Annotated in this window: 17 protein-coding genes and 1 tRNA gene; 12 read left to right on the plus strand and 6 right to left on the minus strand. The window is 64.2% G+C overall.

The genetic code is table 11. The features are described 5' to 3' along the window. The first annotated feature begins 248 nt into the window (after positions 1-248). From groES to VSX60_RS01995, 8 genes are all read left to right on the plus strand, one after another. On the plus strand, positions 249-545 hold the full coding sequence (gene groES / locus VSX60_RS01960; RefSeq protein ID WP_327622445.1) for a co-chaperone GroES: 297 nt from the start codon (positions 249-251) through the stop codon (positions 543-545). Positions 546-642: 97 nt separating this feature from the next. Next, positions 643-2292, plus strand: a complete 1650-nt coding sequence (gene groL, locus VSX60_RS01965) for a chaperonin GroEL (RefSeq protein ID WP_327622446.1) — start codon at positions 643-645, stop codon at positions 2290-2292. A 277-nt stretch (positions 2293-2569) separates the two neighbouring features. After that, entirely contained in the window at positions 2570-2752 is a 183-nt protein-coding gene (locus VSX60_RS01970; protein WP_327622447.1) for a CsbD family protein, read from the plus strand. Positions 2753-3034: 282 nt separating this feature from the next. Further along, entirely contained in the window at positions 3035-3493 is a 459-nt protein-coding gene (locus VSX60_RS01975; protein ID WP_327622448.1) for a (2Fe-2S)-binding protein, read from the plus strand. Between the two features lie 3 nt (positions 3494-3496). Then, entirely contained in the window at positions 3497-5656 is a 2160-nt protein-coding gene (locus tag VSX60_RS01980; RefSeq protein WP_327622449.1) for a xanthine dehydrogenase family protein molybdopterin-binding subunit, read from the plus strand. Positions 5657-5712: 56 nt separating this feature from the next. Then, a complete protein-coding gene (locus VSX60_RS01985; RefSeq protein WP_442873037.1) occupies positions 5713-6363 on the plus strand; it encodes an Isoquinoline 1-oxidoreductase subunit in 651 nt (216 codons plus the stop codon). A 173-nt stretch (positions 6364-6536) separates the two neighbouring features. Then, a complete protein-coding gene (gene fumC / locus VSX60_RS01990) occupies positions 6537-7925 on the plus strand; it encodes a class II fumarate hydratase (protein ID WP_327622451.1) in 1389 nt (462 codons plus the stop codon). Between the two features lie 173 nt (positions 7926-8098). Next, on the plus strand, positions 8099-8479 hold the full coding sequence (locus VSX60_RS01995) for a DoxX family protein (protein WP_327622452.1): 381 nt from the start codon (positions 8099-8101) through the stop codon (positions 8477-8479). 45 nt (positions 8480-8524) lie between these two features. Here VSX60_RS01995 and VSX60_RS02000 read toward each other — a convergent pair whose 3' ends face one another. The 6 genes from VSX60_RS02000 to VSX60_RS02025 form a co-directional block, all read right to left on the minus strand. Further along, on the minus strand, positions 8525-9883 hold the full coding sequence (locus VSX60_RS02000) for a sensor domain-containing diguanylate cyclase (RefSeq protein ID WP_327622453.1): 1359 nt from the start codon (positions 9881-9883) through the stop codon (positions 8525-8527). An 86-nt stretch (positions 9884-9969) separates the two neighbouring features. After that, complete coding sequence (locus tag VSX60_RS02005) at positions 9970-10740, minus strand: FadR/GntR family transcriptional regulator (protein WP_327622454.1); 771 nt, start codon at positions 10738-10740, stop codon at positions 9970-9972. Between the two features lie 22 nt (positions 10741-10762). Continuing rightward, positions 10763-11746, minus strand: a complete 984-nt coding sequence (locus VSX60_RS02010) for an ABC transporter ATP-binding protein (protein ID WP_327622455.1) — start codon at positions 11744-11746, stop codon at positions 10763-10765. After that, positions 11739-13676, minus strand: coding sequence for a dipeptide/oligopeptide/nickel ABC transporter permease/ATP-binding protein (locus tag VSX60_RS02015; RefSeq protein WP_327622456.1), 1938 nt, complete (start codon positions 13674-13676; stop codon positions 11739-11741). The genes VSX60_RS02010 and VSX60_RS02015 overlap by 8 nt, the downstream gene beginning before the upstream one ends. Beyond that, positions 13676-14620: an ABC transporter permease gene (locus VSX60_RS02020; protein ID WP_327622457.1), complete on the minus strand. Its 945-nt coding sequence runs from the start codon at positions 14618-14620 to the stop codon at positions 13676-13678. The genes VSX60_RS02015 and VSX60_RS02020 overlap by 1 nt, the downstream gene beginning before the upstream one ends. 70 nt (positions 14621-14690) lie before the next feature. After that, entirely contained in the window at positions 14691-16247 is a 1557-nt protein-coding gene (locus VSX60_RS02025) for an ABC transporter substrate-binding protein (RefSeq protein WP_327622458.1), read from the minus strand. Between the two features lie 145 nt (positions 16248-16392). Between VSX60_RS02025 and VSX60_RS02030 the strand changes: the two genes are divergently transcribed. From VSX60_RS02030 to VSX60_RS02045, 4 genes are all read left to right on the plus strand, one after another. Continuing rightward, a complete protein-coding gene (locus VSX60_RS02030) occupies positions 16393-17634 on the plus strand; it encodes a Zn-dependent hydrolase (protein WP_327622459.1) in 1242 nt (413 codons plus the stop codon). Positions 17635-17764: 130 nt separating this feature from the next. Further along, on the plus strand, positions 17765-19432 hold the full coding sequence (locus VSX60_RS02035) for a long-chain-fatty-acid--CoA ligase (protein WP_327622460.1): 1668 nt from the start codon (positions 17765-17767) through the stop codon (positions 19430-19432). 175 nt (positions 19433-19607) lie between these two features. After that, positions 19608-19684 (plus strand) — tRNA-Met (locus VSX60_RS02040). A gap of 487 nt (positions 19685-20171) precedes the next feature. Next, positions 20172-21272 (plus strand): AbrB family transcriptional regulator, encoded by a 1101-nt coding sequence (locus VSX60_RS02045; protein ID WP_327622461.1) that lies wholly within the window; start codon positions 20172-20174, stop codon positions 21270-21272. The last annotated feature ends 44 nt before the right edge of the window (positions 21273-21316 follow it).

Consider the following 21316-nt stretch of genomic DNA (forward strand, 5'->3'; position numbering starts at 1 on the left):
GATAGAGGGGGGCCGCCAGCGGGTCAAGGCACTGGCCGACCGGGCCGCCCGGCCGCGACAGGGTGCCCAATCCAGCTTGGCCAACCCATAAAAATCCTGTCATCCGTCGTTGCCGACATCTTGACATCGCGTCGCTCGCCACCCTATCTGCCTCGTCGTTAGCACTCTCCATTGGTGAGTGCCAAATTCTTCGAGCCGGGTCCCGTTCTGGGTCCGGCCGTATTCGTTCAACGAAGGGTTCAACGAACATGGCAGCTGTGAATTTCCGTCCCCTGCACGATCGCGTCGTCGTACGCCGGGTGGAATCCGAAGCCAAGACCGCTGGCGGGATCATCATTCCGGATACGGCGAAGGAAAAGCCCCAGGAAGGCGAGATCATCGCGGTCGGCTCCGGCGCGCGTGACGAGTCCGGCAAGGTCGTTCCGCTCGACGTCAAGTCCGGCGACCGTATTCTCTTCGGCAAATGGTCGGGCACCGAGGTCAAGCTGAACGGCGAAGACCTTCTGATCATGAAGGAATCCGACATCATGGGTATCGTCGGCTGAAGACGAGCGACGGCTCCTGAGCCGACGTTCCACAACGACATTCCAAGAAACTTCAAACGGCGCGGCCTTCGATGGCGCGCCCGGGAGAATTAAGACCATGGCAGCTAAAGAAGTAAAATTCGGCCGCGACGCACGTGAACGCATGCTGCGCGGCGTCGACATCCTCGCCGACGCGGTGAAGGTGACCCTCGGCCCCAAGGGTCGTAACGTCGTCATCGACAAGTCCTTCGGCGCGCCGCGCATCACCAAGGACGGCGTCACCGTCGCCAAGGAGATCGAGCTCGAGGACAAGTTCGAGAACATGGGCGCCCAGATGGTGCGCGAAGTGGCCTCGAAGACCAACGACAAGGCCGGCGACGGCACCACGACCGCGACCGTTCTCGCCCAGGCGATCGTTCGCGAGGGTGGCAAGTCGGTTGCCGCCGGCATGAACCCGATGGACGTCAAGCGCGGCATCGACATGGCCGTCATCAAGGTCGTCGAAGCCCTGCAGGCATCGGCCCGCAAGATCGAGACCTCGGACGAAGTCGCCCAGGTCGGCACCATCTCGGCCAATGGCGAGAAGGAAATCGGCGAGATGATCGCCGCCGCCATGCAGAAGGTCGGCAACGAGGGCGTCATCACGGTCGAGGAAGCCAAGACTGCCGAGACCGAGCTCGAAGTCGTCGAGGGCATGCAGTTCGATCGCGGCTATCTGTCGCCCTACTTCGTGACCAACCCGGAGAAGATGGTCGCAGAGCTCGAGGACGCCTACATCCTCCTGCACGAGAAGAAGCTCTCCAACCTCCAGGCGCTGCTGCCGGTGCTCGAGTCCGTCGTGCAGTCGTCCAAGCCGCTGATCATCATCGCCGAGGACGTCGAGGGCGAGGCTCTGGCCACGCTCGTCGTCAACAAGCTGCGTGGCGGCCTGAAGATCGCCGCCGTCAAGGCGCCGGGCTTCGGCGATCGCCGCAAGGCGATGCTCGAGGACATCGCCGTCCTCACCGGCGGTCAGGTCATCTCCGAGGACCTCGGCATCAAGCTCGAGAATGTCACGCTCGACATGCTCGGCCGCGCCAAGAAGGTCTCAATCACCAAGGAAAACACCACCATCGTCGATGGTGCCGGTGAGAAGGAGCAGATCCAGGCCCGTGTCGGCCAGATCAAGGGCCAGATCGAGGAGACCACCTCGGACTACGACAAGGAGAAGCTGCAGGAGCGTCTCGCCAAGCTGGCGGGCGGCGTCGCGGTCATTCGCGTCGGCGGTGCGACCGAGGTCGAGGTCAAGGAAAAGAAGGACCGCGTCGACGACGCGCTCAACGCCACCCGCGCGGCTGTTGAAGAGGGTATCGTTGCCGGTGGTGGCGTCGCTCTGCTGCGCGCCTCCAATGCCCTGACGATCAAGGGCGAGAACCAGGACCAGGAAGCCGGCATCACCATCGTGCGCCGCGCGCTCCAGGCTCCGCTTCGCCAGATCGTCACCAATGCTGGCGCCGAAGGCTCCATCATCGTGGGCAAGATCCTCGACAATTCGTCGGTGACCTTCGGCTACAACGCCCAGACGGGCGAATATGGCGACATGATCCAGATGGGCATCGTCGATCCGGTCAAGGTCGTGCGCTCGGCGCTCCAAGACGCGGCTTCAGTCGCCGGCCTGCTGGTTACCACCGAGGCGATGATCTCGGAGGCTCCGAAGAAGGATTCGGGCGGCGGCATGGGCGGCGGCATGCCCGGCGGCATGGGCGGCATGGGCGGCATGGACTTCTAAGAAGCCGTCAGGCTTCGCGGAAGACCATCAAGCCGCCCATCACTCCAAAGTGCCAAAACCGGGCAAGCCCGGTTTTGGGTGGCGGCATGGACTTCTAAGAAGTCCACCATAGCAGTCTGCTGTAATATGGAAGGGGCTCGGCATCGCCGGGTCCCTTTTTCGATTCCAGGTCGTGGCCAACGATTTATCGATCCATCTTCGGAACGCGCGCCGAGGAAAAGCGTTTGTTTTTCCGAAGCCTGGCAGTTCGCCGGACTATTCTCAAAGGAATGGATCGATGGTCGACAAGAACGAGATCAAGGGCGGCGCCAAGGAAGTTGGTGGCAAGCTCAAGGAAGCAGCGGGCAAAGCCGTCGGTAACGAGCGGCTGGAAGCCGAAGGTCAGATTGACCAGGTCGAGGGCAAGACCCAGAAGAACTACGGCAAGGTCAAGGATGCGGTGCGCGACCAAGTGAAGTGACCATTGGTCGCACCGGACTGACATCGAGGGCTGCTCCGACGCTGGAGCGGCCCTTTTGTTTCGCCCCTTCGCCAACGTCGGCGGGGATCGACCTGCCCACCACGCCCGTGGTTGCCGTCAGTGGATCCGCCCAGAGACCAGAGGTGAACACAGAGTTCCGCTTTTCGGCCACGTAGCTGCACTTGTCTCGCGCAAGGCCGCGGCTAAGTTTTAGCAAATGCTAATTTTCGGCCGCGGGAAATTTCCGGCCGCTCCCTTTCAGCCAACCGCAAGGAGGCTTGCTTGATCAATTTCACGCTTAACGGCGAAGAGAAGACGTTCGACGGTGATCCCGACACACCGCTGCTCTGGGTGATCCGCGACGCGGAAAAACTGACCGGCACGAAATATGGCTGCGGCATCGCCCAATGCGGCGCCTGCACCGTCCATCTCGACGGCATGACCCGCCGCTCCTGCATTACCCCGATCTCGACGGTTGACGGCTCCAGCGTTACCACCATCGAAGGGGCCGAGGGTCGCGAGGCCGAAGCGGTCCAAGCCGCCTGGACGGCGATCGACGTGCCCCAATGCGGCTATTGCCAGTCCGGGCAGATCATGTCGGCTGTCTCACTACTGCAGTTCAATCCCAAGCCGAGCGACGAGGACATAGACAACGCGATGGCCGGCAACATTTGCCGTTGCGCCACCTATGTCCGCATCCGCCAGGCGATCCATGACGCCGCCGCGAAGCTGGAGGGCTGACCCATGAATATCCAGAGCATCCAAACGACACGGCGCGGCTTCCTCGCTGGCGCCGGCCTCGTGATTGGCGTCAGCCTCGCCATGCGCGGCAGAGCCGCGGCTTCCTTGCTGCAAGGCGCGCCGGCCGGCGCGGCGGGACCGGTCCAGGATCTCAATGCGTTCGTGCGCATCGCGCCGGACGGCGTCGTCACTGTGCTGTCGAAGCATATCGAGTTCGGCCAGGGTCCCTATACGGGCTTGACCACACTGGTGGCCGAGGAACTCGACGCCGATTGGGGCCAGATGCGGGTCGCGGCCGCCCCTGCGAATGACGAACTCTACGCCAATCTGGCCTTCGGCATTCAGGGAACCGGTGGCTCGACCGCGATCGCCAATTCCTACGAGCAGATGCGCAAGGCCGGCGCCACCGCACGGGCGATGCTGGTCGCCGCGGCCGCCGAGGAGTGGAGCGTTTCGGCCGGCGAGATCACCGTCGCCAAGGGTCGCATCCGGCACGAGGCGTCGGGCAAGGAGTCCGGCTTCGGCGAACTCGCTGAAAAAGCCGCCACCATGGACGCGCCGGCCGATCCCGTTCTGAAAGACCCGAAGGATTTCGTGCTGATCGGCACCGACCGGCCAAAACTCGACACGCCGGAAAAGACCAATGGTCAGGCAGTGTTCACGCTCGACGTGCTGGCCGACGATATGCTGATCGCCATGGTCGCTCACCCCGCGCATTTCGGCGCAACGGTAAAGAGTTTTGACGACACCGAGGCCCGCAAGGTTCCCGGCGTCGTCGACGTCAGGCAGATCACGCAAGGCGTCGCGGTGTTCGCCGAAAACACCTTTGCCGCGCTTAAAGGGCGGGCGGCGCTCACGATCGACTGGGACCTCAGCGCGGCGGAGACGCGCTCCAGCGAGGCGATCTACGCTGACTATCGCAAGCTTCTCTCGGGCGACGGGCTCGAAGCGACCAACAATGGCGATACCGAAAGCGCCTTGTCCGCCGACGGCATCACCACCTTGCGTTCGGAAATCACCTTCCCCTTCCTCGCCCACGCACCGATGGAGCCACTTGACGCGGTGCTGATCCGGGCCGCGGATGGCTCGATCGACTGTTATAACGGCTCGCAGTTTCCCGGCCAGGACAAGGCGGCGATCGCCGATGTGTGCGGCGTCGATCCGGCCAAGGTGCGGGTCAACACCCAGCTTGCCGGCGGCAGCTTCGGCCGGCGCGCGCAGTTCGGGTCTCCCTATATGCGCGAAGCGGCGGAAGCGTTCAAAGCCTCTGGCATGACGCGGCCGATCAAACACATGTGGACCCGCGAGGATGACATTCGCGGCGGCTTCTACCGGCCGATCTACGTGCATTCGCTGGAAGGCGCCATTGATCGGGACGGCAACATCGTCGCCTGGGACCAGCAGATCGTCGGCCAGTCGGTCATGAAGAAGACCGACCTCGACGAGAGCACCGTCGAGGGGGCCGCGGATATGCCCTACGGGATTTCCAATCTGCGGGTGCGGGCCTACAATGTCGAGCTTCCGGTACCGGTGCTGTGGTGGCGCTCGGTGGGTCACAGTCACACCGGCTTTGCCGTCGAGACGTTCATCGACGAACTGCTGGAGAAGGCCGGGGAGGACCCGGTCGAGGGTCGCCTCGCCCTGCTTCAGAACGATCCTCGTCGCGCCAATGTCCTGCGCAAGGCGGCCGAGATTGCCGATTGGGGATCGCCCGTCGCCGACGGACGCCAGCGTGGCGTCGCCGTGCATAAATCCTTCAATACCTACGTCGCCGAGATCGCCGAAGTCTCGATCGGCGAGAGGGGCGAGCCACGGGTGCATAAGGTCTGGTGCGCCGTCGATTGCGGTGTCGCCGTCAACCCCAACATCATCCGCGCGCAGATGGAAGGCGGCATTGGCTATGGCCTCGGCGCGGTCCTCTTTGACCAGATCACCCTCGGCGAGGGCGGCGAGATCGTCCAGTCCAACTTCCACGACTACCGGTCGCTGCGCATCAACGAAATGCCCGAGGTCGAGGTGGCGATCATCGAATCCAGCGAGGCGCCGACCGGCGTGGGCGAACCGGGCACGCCGCCGGTCGGACCGGCCGTCGCCAATGCCTGGCGCCGCCTGACCAGCCAGCCGGTGCGGCAATTGCCATTGGTGAAGGCGCTGACATCGTGAACAACAGGATTTTCAAAGTGACATCAACGACGATTCTGACGAGCCGTTTGGCCGCTATGGTTCTGGCCGCAAGCCTCATCCTGGGTTCGGGACCGGGCCTGGCGCAGGACACCGCATCTAAGGCGTCCGTCTCGCCGGCCGCGGTAGCCGATACAGACACCGGGTCGCTGAAGTCGGTCGCCGACTTCGATTCCATCGCCGATGAGAAGGAGCGCTCGATCGCCATCTTCGAGGAAACCGGCAAGGTGCTCCAGGACCCCCGTTGCGTGAACTGCCACCCCCGCGGCGACTCACCGCTGCAAGGTGACGACATGGCGATCCACGAACCGCCGGTGGTGCGTGGCGAAGCTAATTTCGGCGCGCCCGGCATGACCTGCAACACCTGCCATGGGCCGGAAAACGCCGAAGTCGTCGCCCAGGCGGAGGACATTCAGTCGATCCCCGGCAACCCCAACTGGCATCTCGCCCCCGTCGAAATGGCGTGGGAGGGCAAGTCGCTCGGCGAGATCTGCGCGCAGATCAAGGACGAGAACCGCAATGGCGGCAAGACCCTTGCCGAGTTGGTCGAGCACATGGCGAGCGACGATCTCGTCGGCTGGGGCTGGAACCCGGGCAAGGGCCGGGAGCCGGCCCCCGGCACGCAGGAACAGTTCGGCCAGCTCTACGAGGCTTGGGTCGCCACCGGCGCCCATTGTCCGGCCGCGTAAGGCTAGGGCGTTGGACGGGCGGGTCTTTCGATCCGCCCGTTTTCTTTTTGGCACGGCCGCCCGCGACCCCTGGCTCCATCTAAACCGATTTTACGCCACCCGCGCCTCTTTCGATCCGCACGCGCGCCAGCTAAGCAAGCCGCAACGACATGGCAGAGCAGCGAGGGCATGAGATGAGCACCCGGACCGAAACGGATTCCATCGGCGCGATCGAGGTCGAGGCCGACCGCTATTGGGGCGCCCAGACCGAACGCTCGCGCAACAATTTCAAGATCGGCGGCGACCGCCAGCCGATGCCGTTGATCGTTGCGCTGGCCACGGTCAAGAAAGCGGCCGCGCGGGTGAACACCGCGATGGGCCGCCTCGACGGCGGGGTCGCCGACGCGATCGAAAAAGCCGCCGACGAGATCATCGCCGGCAAGCTCGACGACCACTTTCCGCTGGTGGTCTGGCAAACCGGGTCCGGCACCCAGACCAACATGAACGTCAACGAGGTGATCTCGAACCGGGCGATCGAAGCGCTCGGCGGCACGATGGGCTCGAAAAAGCCGGTCCATCCCAACGACCACGTCAATATGAGCCAATCGTCCAACGACGTATTTCCGACCGCCATGCATGTCGCGGCGGTCGTCGAGACGACGGAGCGCCTCTTCCCCGCGCTTGACCGGCTGCACGCCTCGCTCGACGCCAAGGCCAAGGAATATGCGTCGATCATCAAGATCGGCCGCACCCATACCCAGGACGCGACACCGGTGACGCTCGGCCAGGAATTCTCCGGGTACGCCGCCGCGCTGGAACTCTCCAAGAAGCGGATCGGCGATGCCCTCGACGGCGTTTATGCGCTAGCGCAGGGCGGCACCGCTGTCGGCACGGGCCTCAACGCGCCGGAAGGCTTCGACACCGCGATCGCCGCCGAGATCGCCACGCTCACCGGCGAGCCGTTCCGCACCGCAACGAACAAGTTCGAGGCGCTGGCTTCGCACGGGGCGCTGACCTTCTTCCACGGGGCGCTCAATTCGCTGGCAGCTGATCTAATGAAGATCGCCAACGACATCCGCTTCCTCGGCTCCGGACCACGCTCCGGTCTGGGCGAGCTGAATTTGCCGGCCAACGAGCCCGGTTCCTCGATCATGCCCGGCAAGGTCAATCCGACCCAGGCCGAAGCGATCACCATGGTCGCCTGCGAAGTCTTCGGCCATGACACCACCGTCACCGTCGCGGCCAGTCAGGGCCATTTCGAGCTCAACGTCTTCAAGCCGGTGATCGCCAACGCGGTTCTCTCCTCGATTCGGCTGCTGGCAGATTCGATGGAGAGCTTCGCCGAACATTGCGTGGACGGGATCGAGGCCAATGAGGACCGGATCAGGAGTCTGATGGAACAGTCGCTGATGCTGGTGACGGCGCTGGCGCCGACCATCGGCTACGACAACGCCGCGAAGATCGCCAAGACGGCGCACCAGAACGGCACGACCCTGCGCCAGGAAGCGGTGGCCAGTGGCCTCGTCTCCGAGGCGGATTACGACCGCATCGTCGATCCGGCGGCGATGATCCACCCCGGCTGAGGCGGCGGAAGAGCAGCTCAGGCCGATCGTCACCCTTCGTTTTCGATTGTATCGCTTTTGGTTGACGTTTCGTCGGCTGCAGCCCGGCTGTATTCGGCGCCCTCTTCGTTTACCTGGGGACATCGGAACATGGAGAGGGGCACAGGCCTCTCCCGCCAGACGGAGTCTTTCGCATGAACCCCACCCTTATCCTCGTCGGCCGGGTCCTCCTGTCGATCATTTTCATTGTCGCCGGTTTCGGCAAACTGACCGGTGCTGAAGGCTTTGCCGGCTATCTCGGGAGCCTTGGCTTTCCGGCCCCGCTCGCGATGGCCTATCTGACCGGCGCGTTCGAGCTGTTCGGCGGCCTGGCGATCCTCGCCGGGTTCCAGACCCGCGTCGTCGCGATCGCACTGGCGGCGTTCTGCGTGGCGACCGGTCTCTTGGCGCATCTCGCCGAGCCGAACGTTTTGATGAAAAACATCGCGCTCGCCGGCGGTTTCCTGGTGCTCGCCGGCTCCGGCGCCGGCGCCCTGGCTGTCGACAAGACCAAGCGCGAAAGCCGCTACGCCTGAGAGGCGATCACGCTCGTGCTTTGAACCGGGCGTGACCCGCGCAGGTCAACCGGCCTTCCGCACCTCACCGTCCGGCAGTTCGCCCGACGCTTCGGCGTCGGGCATCCTTGACCAGACCTTGACACGATTGCGACCATCCTGCTTGGCGTCATAGAGCGCCCGGTCGGCCCTTTTGAGCGCGTATTCGATCGCAGCATCGTCTTTGAGACAAGGAGCGACGCCGATGCTGATGGTAAACGGGATCGGCCCCTGCTCTCCCCAATCGTGCTCGAATCGGGCTTTTGCAACCGCTTGGCGCAATCGTTCGGCAATAACGATGGCCCGCTCCTCATCGGTCTCGGGCAGGAGCACGGCGAACTCCTCGCCGCCGAGCCGCCCGAAGATGTCGGATTGGCGCAGGATGCATTTGCCGGCGGACGCCATGGCCTTGAGCACCATGTCGCCGGCCGGGTGCCCCCTGGTGTCGTTGATCCGCTTGAAGCGATCGAGATCGATCATCAGGATGGAGAGCGGCCGTTCGTGACGGCGTGCAAATGCGATTTGGTGGACAGCCTGCTCATTGAAAGACCGCCGGTTCGGCAGTCCCGTCAACAGATCGATCAGCGCCTGGCGTTTTAGCTCGTCGATCAGCTTGGCGCGCTCGGAGATGTCGCGGATGAGGGCGGTGAATTCGGTGGCTCCGTCAACCGTGATCTTCGCGATCGAGATCTCGACGGGAAATTCCGTGCCATCCTTGGCCAGGCCGGAAATCCGCCCTCCACGCTCGAACATTTGCCGCGAGGAAATCGGCGACGTAGCAAAATTCTCCAAATGCTGACCGTGACGGTCATGATATTTTTCGGGGATGAGGGTGTTGAGCGGTTTGCCCTCAATCTCCTCGGCGCTGTAGCCGAACATCTCCTCGGCCGCGGCGTTGAACAAATGAATGCGCTGCTGCCGATCCACGGTGACGATACCGTCATAGGCCGACTGGATGACAGCGCCGAAGCGGGAATTAGCCGTCTTCAGCTCGTTTTCCAAGCGGATCTTCTCGGTGATATCCAGGCAGGTGAGCAAGACCCCGCCTGGCTCGCGGGCACCATTCAGGATCGGTTGCGCCGCAATGCGCCACCAGAACGTCCGACCTTCCAGATCGAAGGCCTGCACGATCTCGACCGGGGTGACGGTCCGAACGCATTCCTCGATTTGCGCCTCGATGTCCCGCCGTGCATAGCCCGGCAAGAAATTCCGGAGCCGAGCCCCGAGCCCGTCAGTCGCGGCGATACCCAGCATGCGGCGAAAGTGGCAGTTGCAGGCGAGGACCCGATCCGGTTTTCCACCATCGAGACCGATCACTGCGACGCTGGCAGCGATAGCGTCAACGACACCGGGAAGCTCGTCGAGCAAAATTTTCTTGATACTCACTAAGTTTTACCCCCAGGCCGAAGGGGCAATTTTTAGCGCAGAATCGTTAACGCTGCCTTGCCCGCATGCTCCGACGGAAGCGGGCATCACCCCCCTTGCCGGCGCGAGCGCACCCGAACCGCGGCGCGTTCCAGCATGTATGTTTCCGCTTCGATCATATGGCCGCGCATAATCATGCGGCACAGTTCCGGATCGCCCGCCTTGAGTGCCCGCAAAAGGCGCACCTGGTAATGCAGGCCGGTCTCGCGCAGGCCGGGATTGGGCTCCTTGTAGATCGCCCGGCAGACCGTCATCTCCCGCAACAGGCTCAACAAGAATCTGCCGATGAAGGCCAGCAACGGGTTGTCGGAATGGCGCGTCAGCTCTTCGTGGAAATCGAGCTCGGCGAGACGCTGGGCGTATTCCTCCTCCGCAGTCGTCGGTTCGTCCTCATAGAGCCGAATGGTGGATTGCAGGGCCTCCAAGCCTTCCGGCGACAATTTTCCGGCGACGCTCGCGGCGAGTTCCGGCTCGACCCATTTGCGCAGCGCGTAGATATTCGCGATCGAGGGCTGCTCGAACAGGAACAGATTGTCCAGCAAGCGGATCGCCTGATCCGGACTGACGGCCGATACGAATATGCCGCCGCCCGGCCCGGTCTTGCTGGTGATCAGCCCCTGAAATTCGAGGATCTGCAACGCCTCCCGCAGGGTGCCGCGCGAGGCTTTCAGATTTTGAGGCTGGAACCACTCCGGCGCGACCGGATCGCCCGGCCGCAGGCCATGCGCGACGATCAGCTCACGAAGCTGGTCGGCGATGATATCCGGCCGTTTGCGGCGTCTGGGACCCTTGTCCGAGACGCGCGGAGCCGGGACCATGGGAGCTTTTTCGTGCATGGGATCAGCCCCCATTGGGATGGTAACAGGCCACAAGGTGGTCCGCGCCGCCGCCAGGAACCGGCCCGAGGGGGGGGTGCCGGGATCGGCACACATCCGTCGCGTTCGGACAGCGGGCGTAAAACGCGCAGCCCGGTGGTGGGTTGTAAGGATCAGGCAGTTCGGTGTTGGCGTCTTCCGGAATCAAATCATGGCGGCCGGGCGCCGGGGCAGAGCGCATCAACAGATCGGTATAGGGATGGCACGGCACCGCGAAAACGCTGCGCGCCGGGCCGAGCTCGGCGATCCGGCCGAAATACATCACCGCGACGCGGTCGCTGACGCTCTCGACCACGGAGAGATCGTGGCTGATGAACACATAGGTGAGGCCGAAGCGGTCCTTCAGATCGTCCAGGAGGTTGAGCACCTGCGCCTGGATCGAGACGTCGAGCGCGGAGACCGGCTCGTCGAGGACGATCAATTCCGGCCCGGCGGCGAGCGCCCGGGCGATACCGATGCGCTGCGCCTGGCCACCGGAAAACTCGTGCGGATAGCGCTCGAGGAATTCCGGCGCGAGATTGACGGCGGCCATCAGTTCTTCCAGCCGGGCCGCGCGCGCGTCGCCCTTCAGCCCGGCGAGGTGAATCAGCGGCGCCTCGATAATGGTTCGGATGGTCTTGCGGGGATTGAGCGAGGCGACCGGGTCCTGGAACACGTACTGGACCTGACGCGCCAGCGCCCGGCGGTCGCGCTTGGCCTCCGCGACGAGGTCGCGGCCGTCCAGCGTGATACGCCCGGCGGTTGGCAGGTCGAGCCCGACCATCAGCCGCGCCAGGGTCGACTTGCCGCAGCCCGATTCACCGACGATCCCGAGGGTCTCGCCCTTTTTCACGTCGAGCGACAGGCTCTGCACCGCATGAACCGCCGGCTTTCGCCCGCCGAACAGGGTTTGCCCGCCGCCGAAGATCTTGGCGACGTCCGAGATCGCAAGAAGAGTCCGGTCAGACATCGGCTTCCCCCGGAACCAGAGGATGCAGGCAGCGCACCGCCCGCCCGTTGTCCGTACCGGTCATCGCGATATCGCCGCTTCGGCAGTCCGCCCGCGCCCTTGGACAGCGGGGGGCGAAGGCGCAACCCTCCGGCAGATTGTCGACCAGCGGCGGGCGTCCCGCGATGGCGTCGAGACGGCGCTCCGGTTCGCCGAGCACCGGCACGCACTGGATCAGCTTCGCCGTATAGGGATGGGCCGGCGCCGACAGGATGGCCTCCGTCGGGCCGGTTTCCACGATCCGGCCGGCATACATCACCGCGACCCGGTCGCAAATCGCCGAGACGACGCCGAAATCATGGGTGATAAACAGGATCGCCGTGTCGCGCTCCCGGCGCAGCCGGTTCATCAGTGCCAGCATCTGCGACTGCACGGTCACGTCGAGCGCGGTGGTCGGCTCGTCGGCGATCAACACTTTGGCGTCGTTGGCGAGAGCCATGGCGATGCAAACGCGCTGGCGCATGCCGCCGGACAGTTCATGCGGGAACACGTTCAGCCGCTCGGCCGGGTTCGGAATCCGCACCAGATCGAGGAGGTCGATGGCCCGCTTTTTCGCTTGCGAGCCGGTCATCCTCTGATGCGCGCGGATCGCTTCGGTCAACTGTTCGCCGACGGTGAACAGCGGATGCAGCGTCGACAGCGGGTCCTGGAAGACATAGGCGACGGCGGCGCCGCGCAACTGGCGTATCCGCTCGTCGCTGACGGCGAAAAGGTCTTCCGCGCCGAGAAAGGCCGCCCCGCCGGCGATCCGGCCCGGCGGCGTCGGCACCAGCCCCATGACCGACATGGCGGTGACGGATTTTCCGGAACCGGATTCGCCGACGAGGCCGAGACATTCGCCCTTCTTCAGAACCAGATCGATGCCGCCGACAGCCTTGTAGACGGACCCGCCGACATGAAATTCGGTGCGCAAATCCTGGATATCGAGCACCGCGCCCGCCGCCGGAACCGGCGCCTCGACGGGCCCATCGCGCATGATCGCGGTGCGGGCGACCGGGCGGGTCAGGGCGCCGGATCGCAGCCGCGGATCGAGGACGTCGCGGATGCCGTCGCCGAACAAATTGATGCTCATCACCAGCGCGAAGATCATCAGGCCCGGGATGACCGAGACATGGGGCGAGGTGAAAAGGATCTTGCGCCCCTCCCCCAGCATCGAGCCGAGGTCGGCCTGCGGCGGCTGGGCACCGAGGCCGAGGAACGACAGGCCCGCCGTCTCCAGAATCATCCAGCCGACCGTGGTCGACATGGTGATCACGATCACCGGCAGCACGTTGGGCAGGATTTCCAGGAACAGGATCTGCGCCGGGGTCTTGCCCGACAGGCGCGCGGCATCCACGAACTCGCGGCGTGACAACCCTAGCGTGATGCCGCGGATGTTGCGGGCGAAGAACGGAATATTGACCAGCGCGATGGCGTAGAGCGCGTTAATCAGCCCCGGCCCCAGCACCGCGACGATGGCCAGCGCCAGGAGAATGTAGGGGAACGCCATCACCATATCGATGCCGCGCATGACAAGACTGTCGGTGCGACCGCCCGCGTAACCCGCCACGAGGCCGAGCAGCGAGCCGAAGAAGGCGGCAATGAACGTGGCCGAAAGGCCGACCGCGAGGCTGACCCGCGTGCCCCAGATCAGCCGCGACAGGATATCGCGGCCGAGATGGTCGGTGCCGAGCGGGTGTCCGGCGCTGAACACTGGCATCAAGCGGTCGACCGGCGCGGTGACATCGGGATCGGCCAGTGGCAGGATCGGCGCCGCCAGGGCGATCAGCGCGATCAGGACGAGAACGACGAGGCCACCGGTGGCCAGCGTGTTGGCGAACAGCAGCGCGGCGCTGCCCGGCCGGCCGCGTCGGGCCTTGGGTTTGGGAGAGGCCAAGGTCGCGCCCGTCATCAGCGCAGCCTCGGATCGAGCAGGGTCTGCACGACGTCGGCGATGAGGTTGAACAAGACATAGGCGGCCGCGACGACCAGGACGCCGCCCTGCACGAGCAGGAGATCGCGGGTCGAGATCGCCTTGACCAGCATCGAGCCAATTCCGGGCCACTGGAACACGGTCTCGATATAGACCGCGCCGCCGATGACGAAGCCGGCCTGGATTCCGATCACGGGAATCACGCTGACCAACGCCGATTTGAAGGCGTGGCGGAAGATCACCCGGCGCTCGGTCAGGCCCTTGGCGCGGGCGGTCCGGATATAGTCCTGCCGCAGCACCTCCAGCATGGCGGTGCGCGTCAGCCGCGCGATCACGCCGGTCGCGACGACGGAGAGGGTCAAAGCCGGCAGGGCCAGATGATGCAGGAGGTCGAGGAGATCGCCGCCGCCGTAGATCGCATACATGCCGCTAACCGGAAACAGCCGCAGATTGACCGCGAAGCCGAGGATCAGAAGCAGGCCGAGCCAGAAGGACGGCGTCGATATGCCGATCAGCACCAGGAGGGTGACGATCTTGTCGGTCCAGCCATATTGCCGGACGGCCGACGCGATGCCGGCGAGAAGACCGAAGATCGAGCACAGGATCAGCGATGTGCCCGCGAGGATCAAGGTCGCCGAGAAGCGCTCCAGCACCTCATCGAGCACCGGCCGGTTCAAGGTGTAGGAGCGGCCGAGATCGCCCTGGAACAGATTGCCGAGCCAGATGAAATATTGCTGAGGCAAGCTCTTGTCGAGACCGAGATCCCGGTTGAGCCGCGCGACGTTTTCCGGCGTCGCGTAGGAGCCGAGGATCGCCGTCGCGGGGTCGCCGGGGATCATCGCCATGATCAGGAAGACGATGATCGTCAGCCCGAACAGAACCGGGATCGCCGCGAGCAGGCGTTTGGCGATGTAGGCGGCCACGGCGCGCGTCCCGGTCGGATGCTAGAACGAGCGCCGGCGGCACGAGGCCACCGGCGCGATGGAGCGACGCTTAGGGCTTCTTTACGTCCTGCAGCATCAGGAAGAAGGACGGCTGCAGCTTGAAATCCTCGACGGCGGCGGCAGTCACCGCGTTCTGCTTCCAGTTGGCGACGAACACCCAGGGCGCATCCTCATGGACGATCTTCTGCATCTCCTTGTAGAGCGTGGCACGCTCGCTTTGGTCCGTCACCTGACGGGCCTTTTCCAGGAGTTCGTCCACCTTGGGGTTGGAGTAGTAACCGGAGTTGAATCCGCCCTTGTCGGGGAAGGCCTCGGTACGCAGGGCAAGGAACGGCAGGGTGTCTGGATCATTGGTCATCCAGGCCATTTCGGCCATGTCCGCCTTACCTTCCAGGCCCGGATTGACGTTGCCGAGGAAGGTGTTCCACTCATAGGTCTCGATCGAAACATTCATGCCGACGGCCTGAAGGTCGGCCTGGATCGCCGTGCCCATGGCGACCGGATCGAGCATCCCGGAGCCGCCCTCGGTGACGTAGAAGGTGACCTCCTCGCCGTCATATCCGGCTTCCTTGAGGAGTTCCTTGGCCTTTTCCGGATCGTAGGGATAGGGCTCCAGCGTCTCGTCATAGGCCCATGCGAAGGCCGGCGGCGTCGGGCCAGCCGCGACATCGGCGGTGCCCTGCAGGATGTTGTCGACCAGCGCGGTCTTGTCGATCGCGTAGTTCGCCGCCTGGCGCGCCGCCTTGGACGAGAACGGCGCTTCCTTGGTGTTGAGGATCAGGAACCAGAGATGCGGCCCGGCCTGTTCGCGAACCGTGAAGTCGCCGGAGGATTTGAACTGCTGGAGACTGTCCGGCGGCACTTCCACCATGATGTCGAGCCCGCCCGACAGCATTTCGGCGATGCGGGTGTTGGCGTCGGTGATCGGCCGGAAGATGACCGCCTCAAGTTCCGGCGCCCCATCCCAATAGTCTTCATTCCGGGTCGCCACCATTTTCGCGTTCGGCTCCCATTCGGCGAATTTGTAGGCGCCGGTGCCGGAGGGATTGCGGCCGAAATCCTTGCCATATTTCTCCACCGCCGCGGGCGAGACGATCAGGCCGGTCGGATAGGCGAGATTGGACAGGAAAGGGGCGTAGGGCGCGTCGAGCTTGAACTCGACCGTCGTCGGATCGACCGCCGTCACCTCCTCGACGGCGGAGAAGAAGAAAGCGAGCGGAAAGGGCCCGGTGTCGGCGAAGGGATGATCTTCCTTCAGCATCCGGTCGAAGTTGAACTTGACCGCTTCGGCATTGAACGGCGTACCGTCGTGGAATTTGACGCCCTCCCGCAGCTTGAAGGTGTAGGTCTTGCCGTCCTCGGAGATGGTCCAGCTCTCGGCCAGCGACGGTTCGACCTCCAGCGTGCCGTCCTTGTAGCGGACCAACCCGTCATAGAGATTCACCAGGATGCGGAAATCGTTGACCGCCGTCACCGCCTGCGGATCGAGCGATTTCGGCTCGGCGATCTGACCGACCACCAGAACATTAGGCGGCGTCTGGGCGACCGCCGCCGGAGCCAGTGCCATCAATGCCGTGGCGATCGCCGCGGCCAGCCATTTTCTCATAACGCGCTCCCCTGCCTGCCTATCTTCCATAATTAATCATGATAAATTGCATGAAGGCAACGTGTAATTCATAATCAATTATATGGCGTCTCGGGCAATCTTGCCTGATATCGCGACAACACTTTGATTGAGGGGCGGAATTCGGATGCCTTCGGCGACGGCGCACATCGATCTTTCCCGCCTGCAAGCGCTTCTGGCCGGCGTGAACGGTTTCGGACGGAACCCGCGGACCCGCGGCTTCAACCGGATCGGCTTCAGCGAGGCCGACATGGCGGTCCGCGACTGGTTCGCCGATGCAATGGCCGCCGACGGTCTCGCGGTCCGCCGCGACGGCGCGGCAAATATCTTCGGCCGGTTCGGACCCGCCGACGGTCCCGCGATCATCACCGGATCGCATCTCGACACGGTGCCGGAAGGCGGTGCCTTCGACGGCGCGCTCGGCGCGTGCGTCGCTCTGGAATGCGTAAGAGCGATGCGGGATGCCGGGCTGAGCCCGACGACCGCCATCGAAGTCGTCGCGACGGCGGAAGAGGAAGGCCGCTTCGGCGGCATGCTCGGTTCCCAGGCGATCGCCGGCCAGGTGACACAACAATGGATCGATCAGGCACGCGACGCCGACGGCGTCACCCTGGTCGCGGCGATGCGTGCCCACGGCCTCGACCCTTGTGAGATCATGAATGCTGCGCGCGCGCCGAGTTCGGTGCGGGCCTTCCTGGAACTGCATATCGAACAGGGCCCGGTCCTCGAGGCGGCGGGTATCCCGATCGGCATCGCCGATTCCGTCTCGGGCATCAGCCATCTTTTCGTGCGGCTCGACGGCACAGCCAATCATTCCGGCACGACACCGATGGACATGCGCGCCGATGCCTTCGCCGGGCTGGCGGAGGTGGCCGGCGCGATCCCCGCGGTGATCGACGAAATCGGCGGCGAGCAATCGCGAATCACCATCGGCAAGGTCGATCTCACGCCCAATGCCCCGCACACGATTCCGGGTACCGCGGAGTTCTCCGTCATCATTCGGGATATTTCGGAAGCGATCATGCGGCGGTTGACGGACCGGCTGCGCAGCGAGATCGCCGCCGTCGCCGCCCGGCACAACCTCACCTCCGCCATCGAGGATAAAAGCTGGCTGCCGCCGGTCGCGCTCGATCGGGAACTGGCGAGCCTCTTGGCCGGGGAAGCCGCGAAACAGGGAATTGCCGTCCGCTCGATGCCGTCCGGCGCCGGTCACGATGCCCAGACCATGCAGGCGCTGTGTCCTTCGGCTCTGATCTTCGTTCCCAGCAAGGGCGGCATCAGCCACGCACCGGACGAAGCGACCGCTTGGCCCGACATCGAAAAGGGCGCCAACCTGCTGCTCGGAACGCTGGTATCGCTGGCCGTTTGATGCCCGGCTTTCGCCCGCCGCGTCCCTTGCTGACAACGTCCGTAATTTTTCCGTTTACGTAAAGGGAAACCAATTCCGTTTCTCGCGCGACTGCGTTATCGATACCCTCAGATAACGGGAGGTATCGACAATGCAGAAACCCTGGCTTCAGCACTATCCCGCCGACGTGCCGGCCGAGCTTCCAGATTTTCCCTACCGCTCGCTGGCCGAGTTGCTCGACGAGGCCTTCGCCAAACATGGCGACCTCCCGGCGTTCCATTTCATGGGAACGACTATGAGCTTTCGCGAACTGGACGAGCAGTCGCGGATCTTTGCCGCCTATCTGCAGTCGCTCGGCCTGGAGCAAGGCGATCGCGTGGCGCTGATGATGCCCAACGTCTTGCAATATCCGGTCGCGGTCGCCGGGGTGCTGCGGGCCGGGATGGTCGTGGTCAACACCAATCCGCTCTATACGCCCCGCGAACTGTCGCATCAGCTGAAGGATTCCGGCGCCCGGGCGATCGTCATTCTCGAGAATATGGCGAAGACGCTGGAGACCTGCCGCGCCGAGACGCCGGTCGAGCATGTGGTCGTGGCGACCATCGGCGACATGCTGCCGACGGTCAAAGGCTTCATCGTCAATTTCGTGCTTCGCAAGGTGAAGAAGCTGGTGCCGGGATTCGATCTGCCGGACGCGGTTCCCTTCAAGGCGGCGATGGCCAAGGGCCGCGACAGGCAATTCACGCCGGTCGCGTCGGACCGTTCCGACGTTGCTGTCCTGCAATATACGGGCGGAACCACCGGCGTGTCGAAAGGCGCGACACTGACCCATGGCAACATTATCGCCAATGTTCTGCAGTCGGAACTGTGGAACATGCCGGCCATGAAGCACATACCGGCGGGGGAGCAGCAGCTCACGGTTTGCGCGCTGCCGCTCTACCACATCTTCGGCTTTACCGTGAACATGATGCTGTCGATGCGCACCGGCGGTTGCAACATCCTGATCTTGAACCCACGCGACATCGCGGCGACGCTGAAGGAACTGAAAAAATACAAGTTCCACTCGTTTCCGGCGGTCAACACGCTGTTCGGCGCACTGGCCCGGCACAAGGACGCCGGGGCCGTCGACTGGTCGCACCTCAAACTGTCGCTCGGCGGCGGCATGGCCGTCCAGGCGGCGACGGCGGAGCTGTGGAAGAAGCGGACCGGTTGCTCCATCTGCGAGGGTTACGGCCTCTCCGAGACCGCGCCGTCGGCCTGTTGCAACCCGACGGACGCCACAGACTACAGCGGCACGATCGGCATGCCGATCCCATCGACCGAGTTGCGGATCATCGATGACGACGGCGAGGAATTGCCGATGGGCGAGCGGGGCGAGATCGCCATCCGCGGGCCGCAGGTCATGGTCGGTTACTGGAACCGACCGGACGAGACCGCGAAGGTGATGACGAAGGACGGCTTCTTCCGCACCGGCGACATCGGCGTCATGGACGAGCGCGGCCAATTCAAGATCGTCGACCGCAAGAAGGACATGATCAATGTCTCCGGCTTCAACGTCTACCCCAATGAGATCGAGGAAGTGGTCACCCGAATGCCGGGGATCGTCGAGGCCGCCGCGATCGCCATCCCGGACGAGAATTCGGGCGAGGCGGTCAAGCTGTTCGTGGTGGCGAGCGATCCGCAGATCACCGCCGACCAGGTCAAGGCCTTCTGCAAGGACAATCTCACCGGCTACAAGCGGCCGAGCGCGGTCGAGTTCAAGGACGAACTGCCGAAGACCGGGGTGGGCAAGGTGCTGCGGCGGGCGTTGCGGGACTGATGTGGCCGGGGCCGCTGCGGGAGCGGCTCTCACGCGGGGGATATTGCGGCGCGATCCGGGCGGCCGGCCATCCGATCCGGTTTGATTTTCCGAAAAGCGAGAATGCCCCTTCACATTCAGCCAAGCCTCGCATATATCGCACTCACCGGCGGCGCAGAGCGGCGCACGGCCATGACGCGGGGTGGAGCAGCCCGGTAGCTCGTCAGGCTCATAACCTGAAGGTCGTAGGTTCAAATCCTACCCCCGCAACCAAAGACAATCGCATTATCAGTGATTTAAAAGGCGTCCTCCGGGGCGTCTTTTTGCGTTCGCGCGCACCGTAGCAAGCGCGCAAGGTTGCCCGCTCCCAGCAGAAATCCGACGGCATGATCATCGACGAGAACGCACAAGCGCGACGAGCGTTCGACCCGGAACCGGCGACCTGGCCCCGGAGGGCGCGGTGCCGAAGAGTACGTGGGGAGACCCGCCGGAGCGCCACGCGACATCGGTACCCGGTTCCGCCGGCCGTAAGCATGGTTTAGGACAACATCATTCCGCCGAGAGCGGCAGTTCGTTCCAATGGGACGGATTGGCGTCCCCTTGTTCCCTCCTGTCTCGCCCCGACGACGAGATCATTCCTCGCACCTTTGCCCGATATGATCCCATTCCGCACGCTGAAGAGACCCGCAAGCCGCCGGACACCGCAGGCCGGCGACGGCTTTGGCCCGCCCGACCGCGGCACTTCCGCGAACGGACGGCGATGAGCGCGATACGCGACCGGCTGGCCAAAGCCCTGGAGCCTCTCGCACCGAAGCGCTTTGCCTATGCGCGCTTCGCGCTGGCCCTGGGGATCGGCCTTATCGGCGCCTTCGTGTTCCTGCGTCTGTCGTTGCCGCTGCCCTGGATGCTCGGGCCGCTGGCAGCGTGCCTCCTCGCCTCGCTCCTGCGAATGCCGGTTACCGCGCCCACAATCCTGCGACCTCCCATGACCATGCTCGTCGGGGTGCTGCTGGGAGCAGGCTTTACGCCGGGTATGGTGACCGGGATAGCGGATTGGCTTCCGAGCCTCCTCGGCCTGATGGTCTTCCTCTTCGTCGCGGCGGCGGCCTGTGTCACCTATTTCTACCGCGTCGCCGGTTTCGATCTGCCCACAGCCTATTTCGCCGGCATGCCCGGCGGCCTGATCGAGATGGTGACGCTCGGCCAAGCCAAGGGCGGCGATCCGCGGATCATCGCCCTGATCCATTCCAGCCGCATCATGCTGATCGTCTTCTCGCTGCCGTTCGTTCTCGACGTGGTGACCGGCGAACAGGTGATCACACGACCGACGACCGGGCTGTCCATCTTCGACGCGCCATGGACGGTGGAAGCATGGCTGGTTGTGACCGGGCTCGTCGGGATCGTCCTGGGACGAATACTGCGACTGCCCGCGCCCTATCTGATGGGGCCGATGCTGGCCAGCGGCGCGGTGCATTTGACCGGGATCACGGAGTTCCGCCCGCCCTACGAGCTGGTGGCGGCCGCGCAGTTGGTGCTCGGCACCGCCCTCGGCTGCCGGTTTGCCGGAACCCGGCTGACCGAACTCGCGCGGATTCTTGGGCTCGCACTGGGATCGACCGCCATCTTGCTGTCGATCACGCTCGGCTTTTCGCTGGGATTGAACCGCCTGATCGGTTTGCCGGTCCTCGACCTGCTGCTTGCCTATTCCCCCGGCGGCCTGACCGAAACGAGCCTGATCGCGCTGGCCCTCCATGTCGAGGTGGCTTTTGTCGCGACCCATCACGTCACCAGGGTTTTCCTGGTGATGACCACGGCGGGTCTGGTGTTCCGCCTGGTGGACAAATTTCGCGGGCCGAGCTGACGGCAAGGCTCATCCCGCACGCGCTGCAAAAGGGAGCACCGGTG

The sequence above is a fragment of the Aurantimonas sp. A3-2-R12 genome (assembly GCF_036016755.1).
GTDB classification, from domain to species: Bacteria; Pseudomonadota; Alphaproteobacteria; order Rhizobiales; family Rhizobiaceae; genus Aurantimonas; species Aurantimonas coralicida_A.